This is a genomic window from Streptomyces rhizosphaerihabitans (assembly GCF_025399795.1).
GTDB lineage: Bacteria > Actinomycetota > Actinomycetes > Streptomycetales > Streptomycetaceae > Streptomyces > Streptomyces rhizosphaerihabitans.
Genome location: NZ_JAODTZ010000025.1, coordinates 1 through 17,665, shown reverse-complemented (window position 1 = coordinate 17,665; position 17,665 = coordinate 1). Strand labels below are relative to the sequence as shown.

The 17,665-nt window shown below is 71.1% G+C and carries 19 protein-coding genes and 1 pseudogene; 10 read left to right on the top strand and 10 right to left on the bottom strand.

Annotated elements, in window-relative coordinates:
- Positions 1–34: 34 nt before the first annotated feature.
- Together N4G66_RS24075 and N4G66_RS24070 are read right to left on the bottom strand one after the other, a co-directional pair.
- Positions 35–2,416 (bottom strand): SpoIIE family protein phosphatase, encoded by a 2,382-nt coding sequence (locus N4G66_RS24075; RefSeq protein ID WP_261706254.1) that lies wholly within the window; start codon positions 2,414–2,416, stop codon positions 35–37.
- A gap of 307 nt (positions 2,417–2,723) precedes the next feature.
- The gene (locus N4G66_RS24070) at positions 2,724–3,410 is read right to left on the bottom strand and encodes a TetR/AcrR family transcriptional regulator (RefSeq protein ID WP_261706253.1); all 687 of its coding nucleotides are present in this window, start codon (positions 3,408–3,410) and stop codon (positions 2,724–2,726) included.
- Positions 3,411–3,501: 91 nt separating this feature from the next.
- On the opposite strand from N4G66_RS24070, the gene N4G66_RS24065 reads away from it, so the two are divergent.
- The gene (locus N4G66_RS24065) at positions 3,502–4,221 is read left to right on the top strand and encodes a class I SAM-dependent methyltransferase (protein ID WP_261706252.1); all 720 of its coding nucleotides are present in this window, start codon (positions 3,502–3,504) and stop codon (positions 4,219–4,221) included.
- A 58-nt stretch (positions 4,222–4,279) separates the two neighbouring features.
- Here the strand turns inward: N4G66_RS24065 and N4G66_RS24060 are convergent, their stop codons facing one another.
- From N4G66_RS24060 to N4G66_RS24045, 4 genes are read right to left on the bottom strand one after another with little or no spacing between them, the layout of a single operon-like run.
- The gene (locus N4G66_RS24060; protein ID WP_261706251.1) at positions 4,280–4,474 is read right to left on the bottom strand and encodes a hypothetical protein; all 195 of its coding nucleotides are present in this window, start codon (positions 4,472–4,474) and stop codon (positions 4,280–4,282) included.
- Positions 4,474–4,905, bottom strand: coding sequence for a hypothetical protein (locus N4G66_RS24055; RefSeq protein WP_261706250.1), 432 nt, complete (start codon positions 4,903–4,905; stop codon positions 4,474–4,476). The genes N4G66_RS24060 and N4G66_RS24055 overlap by 1 nt, the downstream gene beginning before the upstream one ends.
- A 47-nt stretch (positions 4,906–4,952) precedes the next feature.
- Positions 4,953–6,443, bottom strand: a complete 1,491-nt coding sequence (locus N4G66_RS24050) for a sensor histidine kinase (RefSeq protein ID WP_261706249.1) — start codon at positions 6,441–6,443, stop codon at positions 4,953–4,955.
- Positions 6,440–7,144, bottom strand: a complete 705-nt coding sequence (locus N4G66_RS24045) for a response regulator transcription factor (RefSeq protein WP_261706351.1) — start codon at positions 7,142–7,144, stop codon at positions 6,440–6,442. The genes N4G66_RS24050 and N4G66_RS24045 overlap by 4 nt, the downstream gene beginning before the upstream one ends.
- A 241-nt stretch (positions 7,145–7,385) precedes the next feature.
- On the opposite strand from N4G66_RS24045, the gene N4G66_RS24040 reads away from it, so the two are divergent.
- Positions 7,386–8,282, top strand: coding sequence for a hypothetical protein (locus N4G66_RS24040; protein WP_261706248.1), 897 nt, complete (start codon positions 7,386–7,388; stop codon positions 8,280–8,282).
- 222 nt (positions 8,283–8,504) lie between these two features.
- Here N4G66_RS24040 and N4G66_RS45700 read toward each other — a convergent pair whose 3' ends face one another.
- On the bottom strand, positions 8,505–8,843 hold the full coding sequence (locus N4G66_RS45700) for a hypothetical protein (protein ID WP_315903685.1): 339 nt from the start codon (positions 8,841–8,843) through the stop codon (positions 8,505–8,507).
- On the opposite strand from N4G66_RS45700, the gene N4G66_RS45695 reads away from it, so the two are divergent.
- Positions 8,842–9,249, top strand: a complete 408-nt coding sequence (locus N4G66_RS45695) for a DUF4232 domain-containing protein (RefSeq protein WP_315903684.1) — start codon at positions 8,842–8,844, stop codon at positions 9,247–9,249. The two genes, N4G66_RS45700 and N4G66_RS45695, sit on opposite strands and share 2 nt — an antisense overlap.
- Positions 9,250–9,750: 501 nt before the next feature.
- On the opposite strand, the gene N4G66_RS24030 is transcribed toward N4G66_RS45695, so the two are convergent.
- A complete protein-coding gene (locus N4G66_RS24030) occupies positions 9,751–10,581 on the bottom strand; it encodes a class I SAM-dependent methyltransferase (protein ID WP_261706247.1) in 831 nt (276 codons plus the stop codon).
- 113 nt (positions 10,582–10,694) lie between these two features.
- On the opposite strand from N4G66_RS24030, the gene N4G66_RS24025 reads away from it, so the two are divergent.
- The 6 genes and pseudogenes from N4G66_RS24025 to N4G66_RS24000 all read left to right on the top strand — a co-directional run bounded on the left by N4G66_RS24025 (position 10,695) and on the right by N4G66_RS24000 (position 13,498).
- The gene (locus N4G66_RS24025; protein ID WP_261706246.1) at positions 10,695–11,288 is read left to right on the top strand and encodes a TetR/AcrR family transcriptional regulator; all 594 of its coding nucleotides are present in this window, start codon (positions 10,695–10,697) and stop codon (positions 11,286–11,288) included.
- A 237-nt stretch (positions 11,289–11,525) separates the two neighbouring features.
- Positions 11,526–11,690 (top strand): 50S ribosomal protein L33, encoded by a 165-nt coding sequence (gene rpmG / locus N4G66_RS24020; RefSeq protein ID WP_261706245.1) that lies wholly within the window; start codon positions 11,526–11,528, stop codon positions 11,688–11,690.
- Between the two features lie 109 nt (positions 11,691–11,799).
- Entirely contained in the window at positions 11,800–12,060 is a 261-nt protein-coding gene (locus N4G66_RS24015) for a type B 50S ribosomal protein L31 (RefSeq protein ID WP_261706244.1), read from the top strand.
- 41 nt (positions 12,061–12,101) lie between these two features.
- The gene (gene ykgO, locus N4G66_RS24010; RefSeq protein ID WP_261706243.1) at positions 12,102–12,224 is read left to right on the top strand and encodes a type B 50S ribosomal protein L36; all 123 of its coding nucleotides are present in this window, start codon (positions 12,102–12,104) and stop codon (positions 12,222–12,224) included.
- A 281-nt stretch (positions 12,225–12,505) separates the two neighbouring features.
- Positions 12,506–12,744, top strand: a pseudogene (locus N4G66_RS24005) (serine hydrolase); the annotation flags it as partial.
- Positions 12,745–12,892: 148 nt separating this feature from the next.
- Complete coding sequence (locus tag N4G66_RS24000) at positions 12,893–13,498, top strand: GOLPH3/VPS74 family protein (protein ID WP_261706242.1); 606 nt, start codon at positions 12,893–12,895, stop codon at positions 13,496–13,498.
- 334 nt (positions 13,499–13,832) lie between these two features.
- Here N4G66_RS24000 and N4G66_RS23995 read toward each other — a convergent pair whose 3' ends face one another.
- Positions 13,833–14,879, bottom strand: a complete 1,047-nt coding sequence (locus tag N4G66_RS23995; protein ID WP_261706241.1) for a hypothetical protein — start codon at positions 14,877–14,879, stop codon at positions 13,833–13,835.
- A 753-nt stretch (positions 14,880–15,632) separates the two neighbouring features.
- On the opposite strand from N4G66_RS23995, the gene N4G66_RS23990 reads away from it, so the two are divergent.
- Positions 15,633–16,775 carry a helix-turn-helix domain-containing protein gene (locus N4G66_RS23990; RefSeq protein ID WP_261706240.1) on the top strand — a complete coding sequence of 381 codons (1,143 nt, stop codon included), beginning with the start codon at positions 15,633–15,635 and terminating at the stop codon, positions 16,773–16,775.
- A gap of 69 nt (positions 16,776–16,844) precedes the next feature.
- On the opposite strand, the gene N4G66_RS23985 is transcribed toward N4G66_RS23990, so the two are convergent.
- Entirely contained in the window at positions 16,845–17,624 is a 780-nt protein-coding gene (locus N4G66_RS23985; protein ID WP_261706239.1) for a D-Ala-D-Ala carboxypeptidase family metallohydrolase, read from the bottom strand.
- Positions 17,625–17,665: the final 41 nt, after the last annotated feature.

Here is a 17,665-nt window from a genome sequence, read left to right as displayed (position 1 = left end):
GCCCGCGTCTGCGGGATGACCCGAACAACTGCCTCTAGGGCAGCGTCTGTTCCGTCCAGATCGTCTTGCCCTGTGCGGAGTAGCGGATGCCCCAGTTGTGGCTCATCTGCGCGCAGATGAACAGGCCGCGTCCGCCTTCGTCGACCGTGCGGGCGTGGCGCAGACGCGGAGCCGCTCCGCCGGCGTCGCTGACCTCGCAGGTGAGCGTCGAGTCCTTGACGAGGCGCAACCGGATCGGTGGCGCCCCGTAGCGCAGGGCATTGGTCACCAGCTCGCTGACGATCAACTCGGTGGCGAAGGAGGTCTCTTCGCCCACGCGCCACATCCCGAGCCGTTCCCGGGCGTGGTGCCGGGCTGCCGCGGCCGCGGTGGGGACGGAGTCCAGGGCCCAGGTGGCCACCTGATCCGGCGGAAAGGCGCGGGTGCGGGCCAGCAGGAGAAGGACATCGTGTTGGCCCGACGTGTCGCGCAACCTGTAGAGAATGTCGTCCCGCACGTCCCGCAGCGGGCGGTTCAGCCGGGTCAGTGCTTCCCCGAGCGGGTTCGGCCGGTCCCCGTCCGGGCCTTCGGAGACAGGGAACGACGTGGTCCGCAGTGCGAGAACGCTGCCGTCCCGCATGGGGACGGAGGCGGTGGCGAAGGGGGGTCCGTCCCGGCTGCCCAGGAGCGGACCCGTGGGGATCTCCGGGACGTGCACCACACCGCCGGGGTGAGCGACGACGGGCCCGGGATGACCGGCGGAGGCCATGACGCAGACCCCGTGGAGCGGGTCGTGGACCGCGTAGACGCAGCCGGCGCTGAGCGGCTGCTGGTGCAGTGGATCGCTCGGTGGCAGGGCCGCCCGCTCGTCGGCGAGCCGTACGACCGCGTCGTTGAGGCGGGCGAGCAGTTCGTCGGGTTCCAGGTCGAGCGCGGCGAGTGAGTGGATCACCGTCCGGAGCTGGCCCATGGTGGTCGCGGCGTCGATGCCGCTTCCGCTGACCTCCCCGATCGCCAGGGCGGTACGAGCGCCGGGCAGGCCGAAGGCGTCGTACCAGCTGCCCGCTCCCGCCTCGGCCGGGACGTGCAACGGCGCGAATTCGATGGCCGTCTGTGAGGGAGGCTCCGGCGGCAGCAGGTGGCGTTGCAGAGCTGCCGCGATCGTGTGCTCGTGGGTGTAGCGGCGGGCGTTGTCGAGACTGAGCGCGGTGTGCGTGGCCAGTTCGTGGGCGACGGAGAGGTCGTTCTGGTCGAAGGCGTCGTTCGGCTGTACGCGATAGAGGCTCAGGAGTCCGAGCACGGCGCCCCGCAGCGCCAGCGGGGCGGTGAGCAGTAGGCGGGCGCCGGAGGCGCGGATGGCGCGGGCCCGCTCCGGATCGGCGTCGAGCCAGGGGGAGCCGCTGTCCAGGGCGACGGCTCGCGGCTTGAGGTCGCTGAGCACCTGTGAATACGGCGTCGGCGTCGGCAGCGCGCGTACGTCGCCGACGGGATAGGCCTGCGCCATGAGGGAGGGTTTCCCGTTGCGGAAGGCCGCGCGGCGCAGCGGGATGTCCCGCCCGAGGGGGCTGAGGGGAGGATCCTCGCCCCGTACCACCGCGTCGACCACATCGACCACCGCTATGTCGGCGAAGCCGGGCACCAGCGCGTCCACCAGTTCCTGGCAGGTCGTGACGACGTCCAGGCTTCGCCCCACCCGCTCCCGCACCGAACCGAGCGCCTCCAGGCGCCTCTTGGTCCGCAGGGTCTCCGTGACCTCGGTCATGGAAACGACCACGCCGCGCGCGTTCTTCAGCGGGAACGCCGAAAGCTTCGCGAAGCGTTCCGGCGACGAACCGTCCGGTGGGCCGAGCCGTACGACGTAACCGGTGACGGACGTGCCGTCGGTGAGTACGCCCCGCAGGACGTCTTCGAATTCCTGTGGATGGGAGGGACGGCACACATCGGCGACCGGGCGGTCGAGGGCCTTGTCCGCCTCGATGTCGCACAGTGCGCAGGCCGCTTCGTTGACGCTGAGAACGCGCAACTCGGAGTCCAGGACGAAGAATGCCTCGTGCGTGTTGGCGCGCAGAATGTCGAACACCGCGGTCCGTGTGCTGTCGGGGGCGGGGCCGTCGTCCGCCTCGAAGACACCCCACGCGACCGCGCCGTCGGAGAGCGGTACCACCTGGACACGGAGATCGACCGGGTTTCCGCCGACGTCATGGATGAGCAGGGGGCCGGCTCCGGGTTCCGTGCCGCTGCCGGAGCTGCTGGTGCCGGAGCCGCTGGTGCCGGAGTTGCTGGTGCCGGAGGCCCAGGTGTCGGGCGCGACCATGGTCAGGGCCGCTCGTCCCACGGCCTCGGAGTCCGATCGCAGCCAGATCTCGCGGGCTCTGCGGCTCCAGCGGACGACGACGCCCGCGCCGTCCACGACCATCAGCGGAGTAGCACCAGTCACCGGAAATCACCTCTGCTGTGCGTCCGGCTGGGCACCCCCGTGCCATGGGACGACTTCGACGGCTGAATCACCGGAGGAGGTCTTCTCGCGAACCATGTCCTTTTTTGGTCCACAAAGTCGTAATTCTACGGGGAGGCCGGGTCGGGGGGCGATGTGACCCGGTGCGGCGGGCGCCGGACGGCGGCGCGGCAGGGCGCGCCGGGCGCCGGAAGGCGATGTGACCGAGCGCGGCGGCGATCATTCCCTCGCGTGTTCCGGGATCTCTCGCGTGCTCCGGGATCCGCTGTACGCGCCGAGATTCTCGGTGTCACCTGCGGGGCGACTGATCGCCTGCCGGGTGTTCCGGGGCGTGCTCGCCGCTCGGGGGCAGCAGCGACCGCAGTGCCATGTCCGTCAATCGGGCCTCCGCGGCGGCCCGGTCCGGCATCACCGCACTGCGCAGCGGGCGCCCGGCGAGCAGCGAGATCAGCCACCAGGCGGCGGTGTCCGCGCTGATGTCGTCGCGGATGTCACCGGCGCTCTGCCCGCGGCGCAGCAAGCCCGCGAGGGCCTCGGCGAAGTTCTGGTGGATGTGCCGGGCGGCCTCGCCGAGGGCCGGGTCGTGGGCGAGGGCCGCCGCGTCGGCGAAGAGGAAACCGTGGGCGCCACGCTGGTGGAAGCGGTCCATGTGGGCCGGGTCCAGGAAGGCGGCCAGCACTTCGGGGACCGGGCGTCCGGTGTCGGCGGCCTCGGTCAGGAGCGCGGTGACAGCGCTGGTCACATGGTCCAGGGCCGCCTGGTAGAGGGCGGACTTGGAGCCGAAGTTCTGGAAGACCACCGGTTCCGTGACCCCGACGCGCCGGGCGATGTCGGACACCTTGCCCCTCTCGTAGCCGGTCTCGGAGAAGACCTCGGTGGCCGCGGCCAGGATCGAGGCGCGCCGCTCGGCGGCGGGCATCCGGGTACGGGTACGGGCCTTGCCCTGGTGGGCGGGGGTCTTCTCGGCGTCGGTCACACACGCCATCGTAGGCCCCTTGCGGGTTTTCTTAGTCGAGACTAAGTTAGATCCGTACTTAGTCATCGCTAAGTTAAGGAGTGTGGCCGGTATGTCCATCGGGCGTCTCATGCAAGGAAAACCGCACGCGGACACCCCAGGGGTGACGATCGGAGCCCCGCGCACCTACGAACTGTGCGGCGCGTTCTGCTTCGCGGGCCGACGGAACCGGGCCTTCTCCCGGCTGGCCGCGCTGAGCGGGGCCGAAACCGGGGACCGCGTGCTGGACGTGGGCTGCGGCACCGGGTATCTGACCCGGCGCATGGCCGCCGCCGTCGGACCGGAGGGAACGGTGACGGGAGTGGACCCGTCGCCCTCCGTGCTCGCCTACGCGCGGCGCAGGAACAGGGCCGGACAGGGCGCCGCGTGCACCTACCGGGAAGGGGTCGCGGAGGCCCTCGACCTGCCGGACGGATCGTTCGACACGGTTGTCACGAGCTTGATGCTGCACCACCTGCCGGAAGAACTCCGGCCGGCGGCCCTCCAGGAGATGTGGCGCGTCCTGCGGCCCGGCGGACGACTGCTGATCGTCGAGTTCCGGCCGCCGAGGAGCGCCGTCGGGCGCCATCTGGTGCACGGTGGCCTGGGCCACGCCATGTCCCACAACCGGACCGACCTGCTGGACGGCTTCATCACCGGCGCGGGCTTCGAGATACGGGGGAGCGGCGACGTCCGCCCGTGGCTGACGTACGTCCAGGGCGTACGCCCGATGTCCAAGGAACCGACGGAACCGCTGAGTCGGGACCGCCTGGGCCGCGTGACCGGCCGATGACCCGAACGCCCCGGCCGCGTGAACTCCCGCACACCGCCGGGGCGGACGACGGCAGCCCCTATTCCCGGGCCATGTCCGACTCGGCCGAACTCGCCGCGGACTCCGCACCGTCGACCAGTTTCTGCAGATGGGTGAGGTCCGTGGAGGCCGGGGCGGGAGAGGCGGGGGCGTTGGTGGTGTCGGTGGGGCCGCCGCACGCGGTCAGGAGCAGCGCGGTCGCGGCGAGGGCCAGGGCCAAGTGCCGTGCGCGCATCAGGACTTCGCTCCGTCGTCGTGGCTCGTGCACCACTTCTGGACGTCCGCCAGATCCTTCTGACGGCTCTCCAGGGTCGGCGCGAGCGAGCGCCGGAAGGTCAGCCGGTCGTTGAGGTAGGCCTCGATCTGCGTGTGCCCGGCGGACTTGGCATTGGCCACGCGCTGTTCCAGACGGGCGATCGAACCGCGCTGCGAGGCATCCCCGTTCAGCCGTTCGAGGATGCGGTCGATCCGCTGGTCGATCTTCGGCGCCCGCTTGCAGAGCGCCTTCGCGCCGTCGCCCGTAGGTGCTCCCGACGGCTGCTTCCCGGTGCCGTCGGCCGACGCGGCGCCCGCGGCGCCGAGCAGCGCGCCGACCGCCATCAGCGAGACGACGGTCGTCCTGGTCCTCGATGCCGCCGGCATCCGCGTCCTCGACGTACTCGACATGCTGAACTCCTTTTCGTTCCGGGGCGGTTGCCCGCACGTCCGGAAAGCTAGGAGTCTTCTTTGTGGAATTCTTGTGGCAGGGCACGGGCGGTCGTGATCATCCAGTTGCGCTGCAGCGGGAGCGTCGCCTCCGTCCCGGCCCCGCCGTCCATGAGCGGGAGCACGACCTCGATCCGGGTCCCCGTTCCCCCCGGCGCATCGAGGACACGGATACGGCCCCGGTGCAGGTCGATCTGCTGGGCGACCAGGGTGAGTCCGAGGCCCGAACCCGGACTGTCCGGGCGGCGCTCGAACCGTCCGAATACCTCGCCGCGACGCTCGGGTGCGATACCCGGCCCCTGGTCGTCGACGAACAGGAGGGCGTGGTCGCCGCTCGCGCGCACCGTGACACCGATGTGCGCGGGGCGGCCGTCGGTACAGCCGCCGTGCACCAGCGCGTTGATGACGAGATTGTCCAGGACCGTGCGCAGCCCGGGTTCCCAGCCGTACACCCGCAGACCCGGCGGACAGTCGCCGACGATGCGCGCGAGCGGATGGCGCCGCCGCTGCTCCCGCACACTCGCCTCGACGACGTCCGCGAGGTCCACCGGACCGAAGGCGTCCGCCTCGACCAGGTCACCGCGACCGAGTTCGCGCAGCATGACCAACAGCCCCAGCAGTCGGGCGTGTTCGCGGCGCAGGTCCTCGAGGACCTCGTCGCGGTCGGGAGCGGGAAGGCCTGGATGCCCGGTGAGGATCTCCAGATTGGTCTGCATGCTCATCAGCGGAGTGCGCAGTTCGTGCGCGGCGGCCGAGGCGAAGGAGCGGGCGGTGGCGAGCGCCTCCCCGGTCCTCGCGGCCTGTTCGTCGTAGCGGCTCAGGACCGTCTGGAGGGTGTGCGCCAGATCGTCGACCTCGGCGATCCGGGCCGGCGTGTGATCGAGGCGAGCGGTACTGGTCCGCGGATCCAGACCGCTCGCGCTGTCCCGCAGGCGCCTGAGCGGACGACTCGCGCGCCCGGCCACCGCACCGGCTAGCAGTCCGGACAGCGGCGCGGCGAGCAGCGCCACCGACACCACGCGCCTGCGCACCAGCCGCAGTTGGGTGTCCGCGGAGGTGTCGGGCGCGAACAGCCAGAGCGTGCCGCGCACTCCGGGCCGCCCACCGGACACCCGCGTCGACAGAACCCGCCAGCTGTCCCCGTCGGCCCGCAGAGTGACCGGCACCGGCGCGCTCGCGGGAAGCGACACGCCCTGCTCCGGCTGCGGGCCGCCCATGAAGGTCCCGCCGGGACCGGTCAGCCGCACACCGACGTCCAGAGCGGAGGTGAACAGCCGCCGTTCGCGGGCCTGTTCCACCGCCGCAGACCGGTCGGCGGCACTCGCGCGCAGCAGCCCGCGAGCGTCCTTCGCCACGGCCGCCGCGCTCTGCCGCAGGTGCGTGTCCTGCTGGTCGTGCAGATCCGCCGCGACCAGCCGCAGCAGCAGCCAGCCGGTGGCCAGCACCAAGATCGGCACGGTCGCGCCGACGGCGAGCGCGATGCGGGTGGACAGCCTCATCGTCCGGCCTCCGGCCCGTCGTCGCGCAGCACGAAGCCCACTCCTCGTACGGTGTGGATGATCCGGGCCCGGCCCGGTGCCTCCAGCTTGCGCCGCAGGTAACTCACGAACGTGTCCACCGCGTCGGTGCGCACGTCGAAGTCGTAGCCCCAGACCCGGTCGAGGAGCTGATCACGGCTGAGCACGATGCCCGCGTTGCGCGCCAGGACATGCAGCAGCTCGAACTCACGCCGTGTCAGCTCCAGTTGCCGCCCGTCGAGGCTGACCAGGCGGGACGCGGGATCCAGCGACAGCCCGCCCACCCGTACGGTGTCGGTGTCCCTCGGTGGCCGGCGCCGCAGCAGCGCCTGGAGCCGGAGCACCAACTCCTGCAGGGCGAACGGCTTCACCAGGTAGTCGTCGCCACCGGCCTGCAGCCCCGCGATCCGGTCACCGGTCTCGTCGAGCGCGGAGAGCATCAGGACCGGTACGTCGTTGTCCTCCTCGCGCAGCGTCCGGCACACGTCGATGCCGCTGAGGCCGGGCATGGAGATGTCCAGCACGATGGCGTCCGGCGGTGTCCGCCGGACCACGGCCAGCGCGGGCCGGCCGCCGTCGGCGAGATCCACGGTGAAACCGCCCAGCCGCAGACCGCGTTCGAGTGACCGTCGTATCGCCGCGTCGTCGTCGACGACGAGGACCCGGCCCCGATCTCCGCCCATCACCCACACCCCAACTCGGAGGAACAGGCCGGTCGGCCGGCCCGTTTCGTCGCCCATGGTGCACCAGCAGCTTCGGCGGCGGACTCGCGAGGCCCCGTCCATGACGCTGTGGGCAGGCACGAAACGGTAACGAAGGACTTTACGGCGGGTATAGGGAGCGACCTCGCAGCGTAATGTCCCGCATGTCCTGGGTGCTCGTGGGGGGGCGGCCCGGCGTGGGGAGGGGAGTGTCATGCCTGCCATGACGCGTGTGCGAAGAGTGCCCGAAAGCAGAAGAGCGGCCAAGAACATTCGAGGCCGCATCATCGCGGTGCTGGGAACGGGGCTCCTGTGCGCGTCGCTGACCGGGTGCGGGAACGACGGCGCGGCGACGGCCGATGCGCCGACGGCCTCCGCGAGCACCTTGGAGTCCGGCCCGCCGCCATCCGCGTCCGCCTCCCCGCCGGAGCCGACGCCCACGGTCAGCGACGTACCGACGCCGACGGAGACGCCGACGGAGGAGCCTGCGCCGACGGTGACGTCGGACGAACCCGTGTCCGCCGACAGTTCGGACGCGTCGGCCCTGTGGGGCAAGGCGTACAGCGGTACGGCCGACGTCTCCGTCGACATCTACGACTACTGCTCGACCGACGGCTCCCGGCGGCTGGCGGGCAGCCGGACCTACTCCATGAACAACACGCTCAACCTGAGCAGGCCGCGGACCGGCGGTGGCGAGACCGAGAGCAACCCGTTCTCGATGCTGTTCGCGGCGGGCAATCCCTCACAGCCCGGAGCGGTTTCCTTCTGGTCCTCGTCGGTCAGCACGACTTCCAGCCAGGACCTCGCGGGCAACCCCCGGGATCCGAACCTCCTGCTGACCTACTGGAACATCGGCTGGTCCGACGGTGAACTGGACGCCAGGCTCACGGACCCGCACGCCCAGCAGGCCATCGTCCTGAACCTGCTCAACTGGCCCGGCCTGCTCGTCGCCTGTCGCTCGGACCTCGGCCAGATGCCCGGCGGCTTCCCGCACGCGCTGGCGGCCGGCACCACCTTCGCGGGCCGGCTCGACGGCTCCGGGGCATCGCTCACCGCCGAGGGCAGTACCGTCGACGGCGTGGTCGCGTTCCGGTTCACGTTCGACGGCACGGCCTCGTGACGCCCTTCCCGACCCTCTTCCCGAGGGCGAGCAGCACGTCACCGGGCTCGGCAGCCCCTTCACCGCCCTGGTCCGCGTCCGGCAGCCCCGGTGATCTGTTGATCCGTGATCCGTACCCGCCCCGTCACCGTCATGTCACAGCGCCGTGCACGGGTGAACCACGGGAAGCCGCTCAGCGATCTGTAGCGACGAGTGCCGGTGAGCGACCGGCGCCTGAACATCTCAATCGGGGGACTTCATGCAGTACGGGATGCACTTCGGGTCGCGTGTCCGCGGAGCCGCTCTGGCAATGGCGACCCTGTCGGCGGCCACACTTCTCATGACCGCGTGCCAGCCGGGCGCGGACGCCGCGGGCTCCACCGCTTCGCCGTCGGACAAGACGGCCGGGCCTACGGCCTCGTCCGCCGGCTCACCGTCGCCCGCCACCTCGTCCGGCGGGACGGGAACCTCGGCCAAGCCCGCGGGCGGGTCAACTCCCGAGGCGCCGGTTTCGGCGTCCGCGACCTCGGCGGCGAAGACGAAGACGAAGACGTGCGCAGGGGAGTCCCTGAAGGCGTTCATGTACCAGGCCGATGTACGGCCCGCGGGCACCGGAACCGGCGCGGCGATCGTCGAATTCACCAACATGTCCGGAGCGTCGTGTGTCGTCCAGGGGTATCCGACCGTGGCGGGAGCGGCCAACGGAACCCCCGAGAAGAACCACCCGCTGGCCGTGACCCCGACGGGCTCCGCGTCCAAGGTGGTGCTCGCACCCGGGGCGAAGGCCTGGGTCAAGGTGACGTTCGTGCAGGTCCAGGGTGAGGGCGACGGCTACTGCGTGTCCGGTTCCACACCGGTCACCTACCCGACCCTGGTGGTGGCACTCCCTTCCGGCGGAGCGCACCAACTGGCCCTCGAAGACGGTGTGCTGGCCGAGTGCGACGACACGGCGACGGTCACCGCCGTCACCGCGACGAAGCCTTCCTGACCATCACCGGTGTGCTGTCGCCGCCGCGAGTCGGCGGCGACAGCACACCGGGAGCGAGGGCGGGACCGCAGCCGGCTGATCGGTACCGCTGGAACGGTGTCGGGGTCGGTACCGGTGTCGGCATCGGGACCGGGGCCGGCGTCAGTGGTCGGGGCGGTCACCGTGCGGACGTGGGGCAGAGGGTGGTGTCCGGAGCAGCCGTCCATAGGCTGCCGGAACCGAGCCGCGCCCTTCACGGCCCTGCGGGTGGGGACCGGAAGCACCGACCAGGGCCGGACCTACGGCACAGGTTCGGCCTGGACCTGAGGCTCAGGTCGGACCCGGGCCCGACGGCACAGGCCGTCTCCGGCCCGGACCAGGGGAATGGGCCTGAGGCGGTCCAGGCCCGCGCCGGTCGGAGGCGGTCACGCCGAGCCGGTCGGTGACGGTTGAAGTCGTGCCGGTCGGCGCCGGTCAAGCCGAGCCGACCGGAGACAGTCGAGCCCAGCCGGCCGGAGACGGTCAGGCCGCGCCGGCCCTCACCGCGGTGACCGCCACCGTCGTGTAGGGCATCGTGAAACGGCCTCCCATCGCGTCGATGGCTGTGCCCACCTCCTCCAGCACGGATGCCAGCGTGTCCGCGGGGAGCCGGGTCAGGGCACCCTGGGTCGGCATCACGTCGAGCCACGCGTCCCGGGTGTAGGACCACTCCCAGGTGAAGGTCCACTCCTCCGGTTCGTCGAATCCGCCCACCTCGCGGATCCCGTCCGCCGCCTTGGCGAGCATCGGCCGGTAGACGTCCACGGCCGGTCTCGTCATCGCCTCGAAGTCGAACGGCGAGTCGGGCATCGCCCTCCGGCAGGCCGCGGCGGTGGCTTTCCCCACCTCGGCCGGCAACTGGAGCACATGCCAGAACGCGGCGAACCGCCCGCGCGGCCGCAGCACCCGCTGCGCCACGGCGGCTCCCACGACCGGATCGACCCAGTGCCAGGACTGGGCGGCGACGACCGCGTCGAAGTCCCGCCCGGCCGGATCCCAGGCCTCGAACCTCGCCACCTCGACCTCGGTGCCGAGCCGCCGTGCGACATCGGCCATCCGCGGGTCGGGATCGACCCCGAGGACGGTGCAGCCCGCGGCCTGGAACTGCCGGGCCGCGATGCCGGTGCCACAGCCGACGTCCAGGAGGCCGGTGCCGGGGTTGCCGGAGACGATCCGCTCCACCAGGGCCTCTGGATAGCGCGGCCGTGCCCGGTCGTAGCGCTCGGCGTCGGAGCCGAACGACTCGGCCGCCTGCCGGTACTCATGAGGTTCGTTCGCGGGGGGACCCGACCCCTCCGACGGTATAGTGGGCATGCGCCCACTATGAATGGGCGTGCGCCCACTCGTCAACGAGTGCGCGTGCCGTGAGTGGGCGCGGGCCCACTCGTCGCCGGTGGGCAGGTCTGCGCGGGAAGGCGGATGCACGTATGCCGACTGGGGTGGCCCTGCGCGACGCGCGCGAGCAGCTCTTCGCCGCCGCCGAACGCGTTCTGCTGCGGGACGGACCGAACGCGCTGACCAGCCGGGCGGTCACCACGGAGGCGGGCTGCGCCAAGGGTGTCCTGCACCGGCACTTCGCCGACTTCGACGCCTTTCTCGCCGAGCTCGTGCGGGACCGGATCGCCCGGCTCGACGTCCAGGCCGCCGCCCTGCGCGAGTCCGCCGGAACCGGCACCGTCGCCGGCAACCTCACGGCCGCTCTGGCCGACGCGCTCGGACCCCTCGCCCTGGGCATGCTGGGCCTCGTCGTCGCCCGGGACGCCCTGCGCGCCCGGCTGCGGGAGACCACGCCGACCGGCCTCCCCCTTCTGACCGAGGCCGCCGCCATGATCGGTTCCTATCTCCGCGCGGAGCGGGACCTGGGCCGTATCGCCCCGGACGCCGACGTGGACACGCTCGCGCTCACGCTGATCGGGACCGGTCATCTGCTCTTCGCGGGCAGGGAGAGCGCCCCGCCCGATCTGGAAGGCGTCCGCCGGATGGTGACCTCGGTCGTCGCCGGGGCCGTACGCGAGGTGTAGCCACTTCGGCGCGACCGGCCGGGTGCCGTGTATCGCCGTGATGCGTACGGCGTGCCGTCTGCCGTCTGGCGCTTGGGTCTGCGGCGTGTCGCCGCCGTGTGCCGGACGATGCCTGCGGCGTGTCGCGAGCCACGTCCGGGGCCCGGGAATGCGGATGCCGGGTGCGCTGTTACAGCTCACGTAACTGATTGGCATGCGCGAATCAAGGCTTGCGCATGGTGGGCGAAGGAGGACCTCATGGCACGCAGTACCGCGCGCCCCGTCGTCACGCTGAGGTCGACGGCCGGGACCGGCGCCACGTATGTGACGCGCAAGAACCGCGGGAACGACCCCGACCGGCTCGTCCTGCGGAAGTACGACCCGCTGGCGGGAAAGCACGTCGCGTTCCGCGAGGAGCGCTGACCCCACGCCGGGCGCACCTGACAGGCGTACCGGCGTATCCGCGGACACATATGGCAGACGTACCCCGCGTATCGGCGGACGCACCTGCCGTAACCGAGGAGGGAACAGCATGAGGCCCGACATTCACCCCGCGTCGCGTCCGGTCGTCTTCCGGGACCGTGCCGCCGGCGTCGCCTTTCTGACGCGATCCACCGCGCACTCGGCCAGGACGATCGAGTGGGAGGACGGTGCCGTCCATCCGCTCATCGACGTCGAGATCTCGTCGGCGAGCCACCCGTTCTACACCGGGACCAAGCGGGTCCTGGACACCGCCGGCCGGGTGGAGCGCTTCGAGCGCCGCTACGGCCGCACGGCGTCGAACCGGCACTGAACGCCGGAGCGCGCCCAGTTCGGCAGGAGGAGAACAGCGCCATGAAGGTACGCAACTCACTGCGCGCACTGAAGACCAAGCCCGGGGCCCAGGTGGTCCGTAGGCGCGGTGTGGTCTTCGTCGTGAACAAGAAGAACCCGCGCCTCAAGGCCCGCCAGGGCTGACGGCGCATCAGGTGAAGGACATCCGGTCCGGCCGACGCACCGTGCGTCGGCCGGACCGGCCGCGTGTACGGCTTCCCCGCAGCTCGTCCATGACCGCGGCGGGTCCGGCGTGCGGGAGCAAAGGGTCCGACATGACGCGGGCCACCCACGCTTCTAGGCTGGAACCGTACGGCTTCGAGGTCGGTCGTCACAGGCGGGTTGTCACAGGTCGGTTGTCGCCAGGCCAGTTGTCCGAGGCGAGGCAGTGAGGCGTTCCCCACCCGTTGTCGCTTCGTGCACCCGCGGGCTACGGCCTCGGCATCTTCGGCGTCCGGGGATGGGTCGGACACAACGGCTCCCTGCCGGGTTGCGAGTCGCTGACCGTCTACTTCCCGTCGGCGCAGGCGACCCGGTCGTGCTGCTGAACACCGGCATCAACTACAAGGGGTCGGAGTCCAGCACCCTCTTCGGAGACGCGATCACGAAGATCGTCACACCGCAGCACGTCTTCAACCTGCCGGCGGAGCCCGCGGCTCACTGACGCACCGGTCCGCCGGGAGTTACGATCACGATCGTGACGTGCCCTTCTCCGCGGGCGACCGGATCGCCCGCGGACAGTGGCGCGGTGGATGCGTTGGATCCGATGCGTGACGGTCGCGCAGGGCGAAGTACTCCGAAGGGAGCCGTTCGTGACCACGGCCAGGGACTTGTTCATCATCACGATGGACAAGGAGCCGGAACGTCCTGTCGGGCAGGGCGACCTGTCGCTCGCCCTCGCCGGAGCCGAGGTGATCGATCTCGTCGCCGGCGAGGTCATCGCACTGGACGGTGACCGGATGGTGCCGGCGAGGCAGCCGGCGACGGACGACCGTCTGCTGGGCGAGGCGGCGTCCTCGCTCGTGAGACAGGTCCCGTACGAACGGGTCGAGGACTGGCTGTGGCGCAGGGGCCGCGACCTGTCGGCGGCCTATCAGAGCGACCTGGAACAGGCGGGCCAGCTCACCCGGCAACGGCGGGGCCGACTGCCGTTCGGCGCCGACCGCATGGAGTTGGTGGACTCACCGGCCCGCAGCCGGGCGATGCACCGCTGGGCCGCGGACGAGCCCGTCCTCGCCGCGCTCGCCGCGGTCGTCGGAATCCCCGCCGAACAGACCGAGGACAGCCCGGCCGTCGAGGGCGAGGCGGTGACGACCGTTCTGGTCGCCGTGCACGACGCGGTGATGGAACTCGAAGCCGTCCGCCAGCGCCGGGCCATCGAGAACGCGGCGTTCGCCAACATCTGGCGGGGCGCCTGACAGAGCGCGTGCGGGGCGCCTGACAGTACCCGCGCAGGGCGCCCGAGAGACCCGCGGGGGCGTCTGACGGAAAACCCGCGCGTGGGGCGGGTCCGACGCGGCGACGCGGCACGCGCGGTCGGTCCGACGGCACGAGAGGACGCTCCGCCCCTGACGCGCGGGCGGTCCGCCCGTACGAGGAACGGGTCCTACGTTACGTGCGACCGGTCCGCCCGTACGAGGAACGGGTCCTACACCTACGAGGCCTGGTCCGGCGGTACGAAGGCCGGGCGCGAGTCGGGTGAGGCGCGCGCCGGTTCGGGTCGGTGGGCGCGGCGTCACCTCCCCGCGGTGGTCACCCGGAAGCCTCGCGGGCCCGTTCCTCGCTCTCGCGTGCTTCCTGGAGGTGGGTGTCGACGCGTGGCGCCCGCCGGGACAGCAGCGAGTCCGTGACGCGCTGAAGCGTCTTGCTCAGAGGGTGCTTGTCCTGTCCCTGCGCGGTACCCCGCGCGGCCGACGCCGCGTCGCGGTACTCGGCCATCTCGGCGAGCGCCGCGTGGGCGAGTTCGGTCGCCTCGCGATACAGGTCGCGCGACTTGGTCATGGCGTCGAGGGCTTCGGAGTACGAGGCCACCAGGGCGCGCGCGTGGGTGAGTTCCTCTTCGAGGGTCAGCAGGTGCCAGTCCTGGCGGAGCGCGGTGAGGACCGCGGCCGCGTCGTCCGGCAGCGGCCAGGGCAGTGCCGCGAACTGTACGATCTTGTCCAGGAGTTCCGTCGGTTCGGAGCCGTCGAGGAAGACACTGCGCACCCTGAAGGCCTGCTCGTCGAAGCCGATCCGGGCGGGTGTGCCGGACAGGATGACAGCCCCGCCACGTGGCACGGACGTCCCGAGGTCACCGAGCGCCCAGTTGACCGCGTGGAACTGCTCGGGCGTGGCGCGGTGTTCCACGACGCGGTGCCGCAGGGCGGGCGGCAGCAGCCGGGCCAGCGGCAGGCGGCCGTCGGCGTCGGGTGTCATGGCCTCGTGCACGACGACGTTGATGCTCCAGCTGTGCCGGGCGGTGTCCTTGATCAGGCGGCGCAGTACCGCGTCGTCCTTCGGCAGCGGGTTGATGTCCTGGAGCCGTAGTCCGGCCGCGGAGTCACGATCCCAGGAGAAGTCGTTCCGCTCGGGCCAGAGCAGGGCGGCAGGGGAGGGCCACGCGGGATCCCAGGGCCGTTCCGCCTCGGCCGCCAGCGACCAGCGCCGCTCGCCGTCCACATGCTCACGTCCGTCGGTGGCGAGCCGCGCCCGCACCGTGACGTCGTCGTCGACGAACCAGCGCGCCTCGAAGACGTGACCGTCCGGCGTCGCGGCGTTCTCCTTCTCCAGGAAGTCCTGGATCCTTTCGCTGTTCTTCAATTCCCGCAGATGCTCCCGGAGAGCCTTCTGCGGGGCGGGGCCGCTATGACGCCCGGCGGCCAGCCAGACTGTTTCCGGGGCGGTGGGACGGTCTGTGGAGGACTTCGGCATGAGTCACTTTGCTGGTGGGGTGTGGTGTGCCCTCCCAGTATGGTCACCTTTGGCCACGAGCCGGCAGTCGAGGCCCCTGAGAATCACGGACCTCCGCCATCGGGTGACTATGCGTATTTCGTTGACGGTTGGCCGTATTGGGGTTATCGCGAAGAATGTGAGCGGGCCTCCGATCGCCGGGGCGGCTCGCCGGGATGGTCCGGGCGGCCGAGTTCCCGACGTGCGCGTGGCGGGCGACGCCGGCGAGCGCCCGGCCCGGCGAAGGACGCGGACCTGCGTGGATGCGGAGTGGATCGCGCCGGACCGGGTCTTTCGGGGCAGGGGGCGCCGGTAGGGCTGCGGCCGTGGAAGGGGCGGACGCGGATGTGGCGGCGGGTGACCATGGTGAGGTGGCGCGGTCTTCTCCGGCATCGACGACACCGTGCTCGGACGACACCGTGCTCGCGAAGGCCACGTCCGGGACGGCGGTGGCTGAAACCGGGGAGAGGTGTACGGAGACGGACGGCAGTCGGTGACTCTTTGTCAAATATCGTCGCCAGAAGGGCGATTGGTGGTCGCGGTGCGGCAGCGAAAGGGCGTACGCACTCCTTTCGCGGGGTGTAGCTTCTACCCGTCAGTAGAGGCTTGAGCAAGGGTGGTTGTGTGGTTGCCTCTCCGCATGCCGAAAAGTTCGCCGCCTGCCTTCGGATGCTGAAGGACCGCAGCCGCAGGGGTTACGACCGCCTCGGCAAGGAGGCGGGCGTCAGCGGTTCCAGTCTGCATCGGTACTGCTCCGGCCTCAGCGTCCCCGCGGACTACCGGGTGGTGCACGCCTTCGCCAAGGTGTGCGGCGCCAGTGCGGAGGAACTTCGCGAACTCCACCGGCTGTGGGCGCTGGCGGACACCGACCGGGACGCACCGGCAGTGACGGCCAAGGACAACCCGGAATGGGAACCGGACGAACCTGCCGTGCCCGCGCAGGCGAGTCCCGGACCCGAGGCGCTTGCCGTGCCCGCACAGTCGAGCCCCGGGCCCGACGAGCCCGTGGTGCCGGCCCCGGTGAGCCCCGGACCGGACGACGTCACCCCGCCGGAGATCACCCCCGACGACACCGGGACGCCGAGACGGTCCCGGGTGCCCGAGAAATGGTCCTCCCGTTTCGCGATTCTGGCCGCCGTGGTCGCGGTGATGCTGGTGGCCGGCTTCGTGTGGATGCCCGACAGCGGCCTCGGCGGTGCCTCACCCGAGGCCGACGACAGCCTGCTGTACTCCTCCGCGTGCAAGTCGGTGAGAATGGGGCAGCACGACGAGTGCGTGCGCGAGGTCCAGAGCCTGTTGGCGCGGGCGAAGGGCAGGCTCGCCGTCGACGGGGACTTCGGCCCGGAGACCCTGCGCCAACTGACCGCGTTCCAGGTGCTGGCGGGTGTGCCGGCCAGCAGCGTGGTCGACGAGGCCACCAGGAACGAGCTCGTCGCGCAGAAGGTGAGCATGTCGACCTGGTCGCCGGCCAAGGTGACGAAGCGGATCCGTGAGGTGTTCGTCGAGGATCCCGACGCCGCTGTGGCCGTCGCCCGCTGTGCGTCGTTCCTCGACCCGCTGTGGGTGCTGCCCAACACCAACGGCAGCCGCAACTGGGGTGTGTTCCAGATCTCCGACGCCCGCCTGCGGGATCTCGACGGCACGCCGCTGCGGGCGTTCGATCCGGAGTGGAACATCAAGGCGGCCCACCGTCTGTGGAGCGCCCGGCACGACTTCCACGACTGGCCCTCCTGCGAGGCGGCGTTGAAGGACGAACCGAAGAGCTGAGGCCCGGAGCCCCTGGGTACCGCCGCGGCGATACCCAGGGGCTCCAGTTCCCCCTCCCCCCCGGCGGCGTCAGATCGTGCCGTCCTCCCACCACCAGTCGCGGCCGAGGTCGGCCCTGCTGTCGACGTGCTGGTGGTCGACGGTGTACGTCTCCAGCCCGGAGAACCCGCAGGTCTCCGCCTTCTGGTAGACGGTCTTGGTGGCCACGCCGGACACATCGAGGTCGGCCGCGGTGCCGTACAGGTGCATGCTGTCGCTGGCCCCGCCGATGTCGGCGTTGTGCGCGATGCTGCGGAAGCCGGAGTTGACCGTGATCGGCTTGTCGCCCAGCTTCTTGCGCAGCGCCTCCAGCTTGTACATGCAGCGGCGGGCGTTCTCCTTCACCTGCGCCGCGCTCAGCTTGCCGCCGTTGAAATTGCCGGTCGACTGGTCCACGAACTCACTCCAGTTGAAGTGGGTCGTGGAGCCGTCCGACTGCTCCAGCGCGTTGAGCTTCGCCTGGGTGTTGGGCCCGACGCTGCCGTCGGCGGTGAGACCGTACGCCGCCTGGAACCGCTTGACGGCCGCGAGGGTGCCGGCGCCGAAGTCCCCGTCGAGGCCGACCCGGCTGTGGCCGGCGCTGTCCGCCGCCCAGCCCGCGACCCGGATCTGCAGCTCGGTCACGTCGGCGCCGGTGTCGCCCTGTCCCAGGGTGCGCGACCACGAATAGGCCTGTGCGACGCCCGAGAACAGGACCTGACCGAACGCGATGCCGGCGCCGGCGGCCAGCGTGCCACGCAGCATGCTGCGGCGGTCGAGGGAGGCGCCGCCTGCGCGGCGGCCGTCGGCGGAGCGGAAGAAGGAAGTCATCGTCGTCCTTTCGGAACGGTGGTGCGAAAAGACGTGAAAAG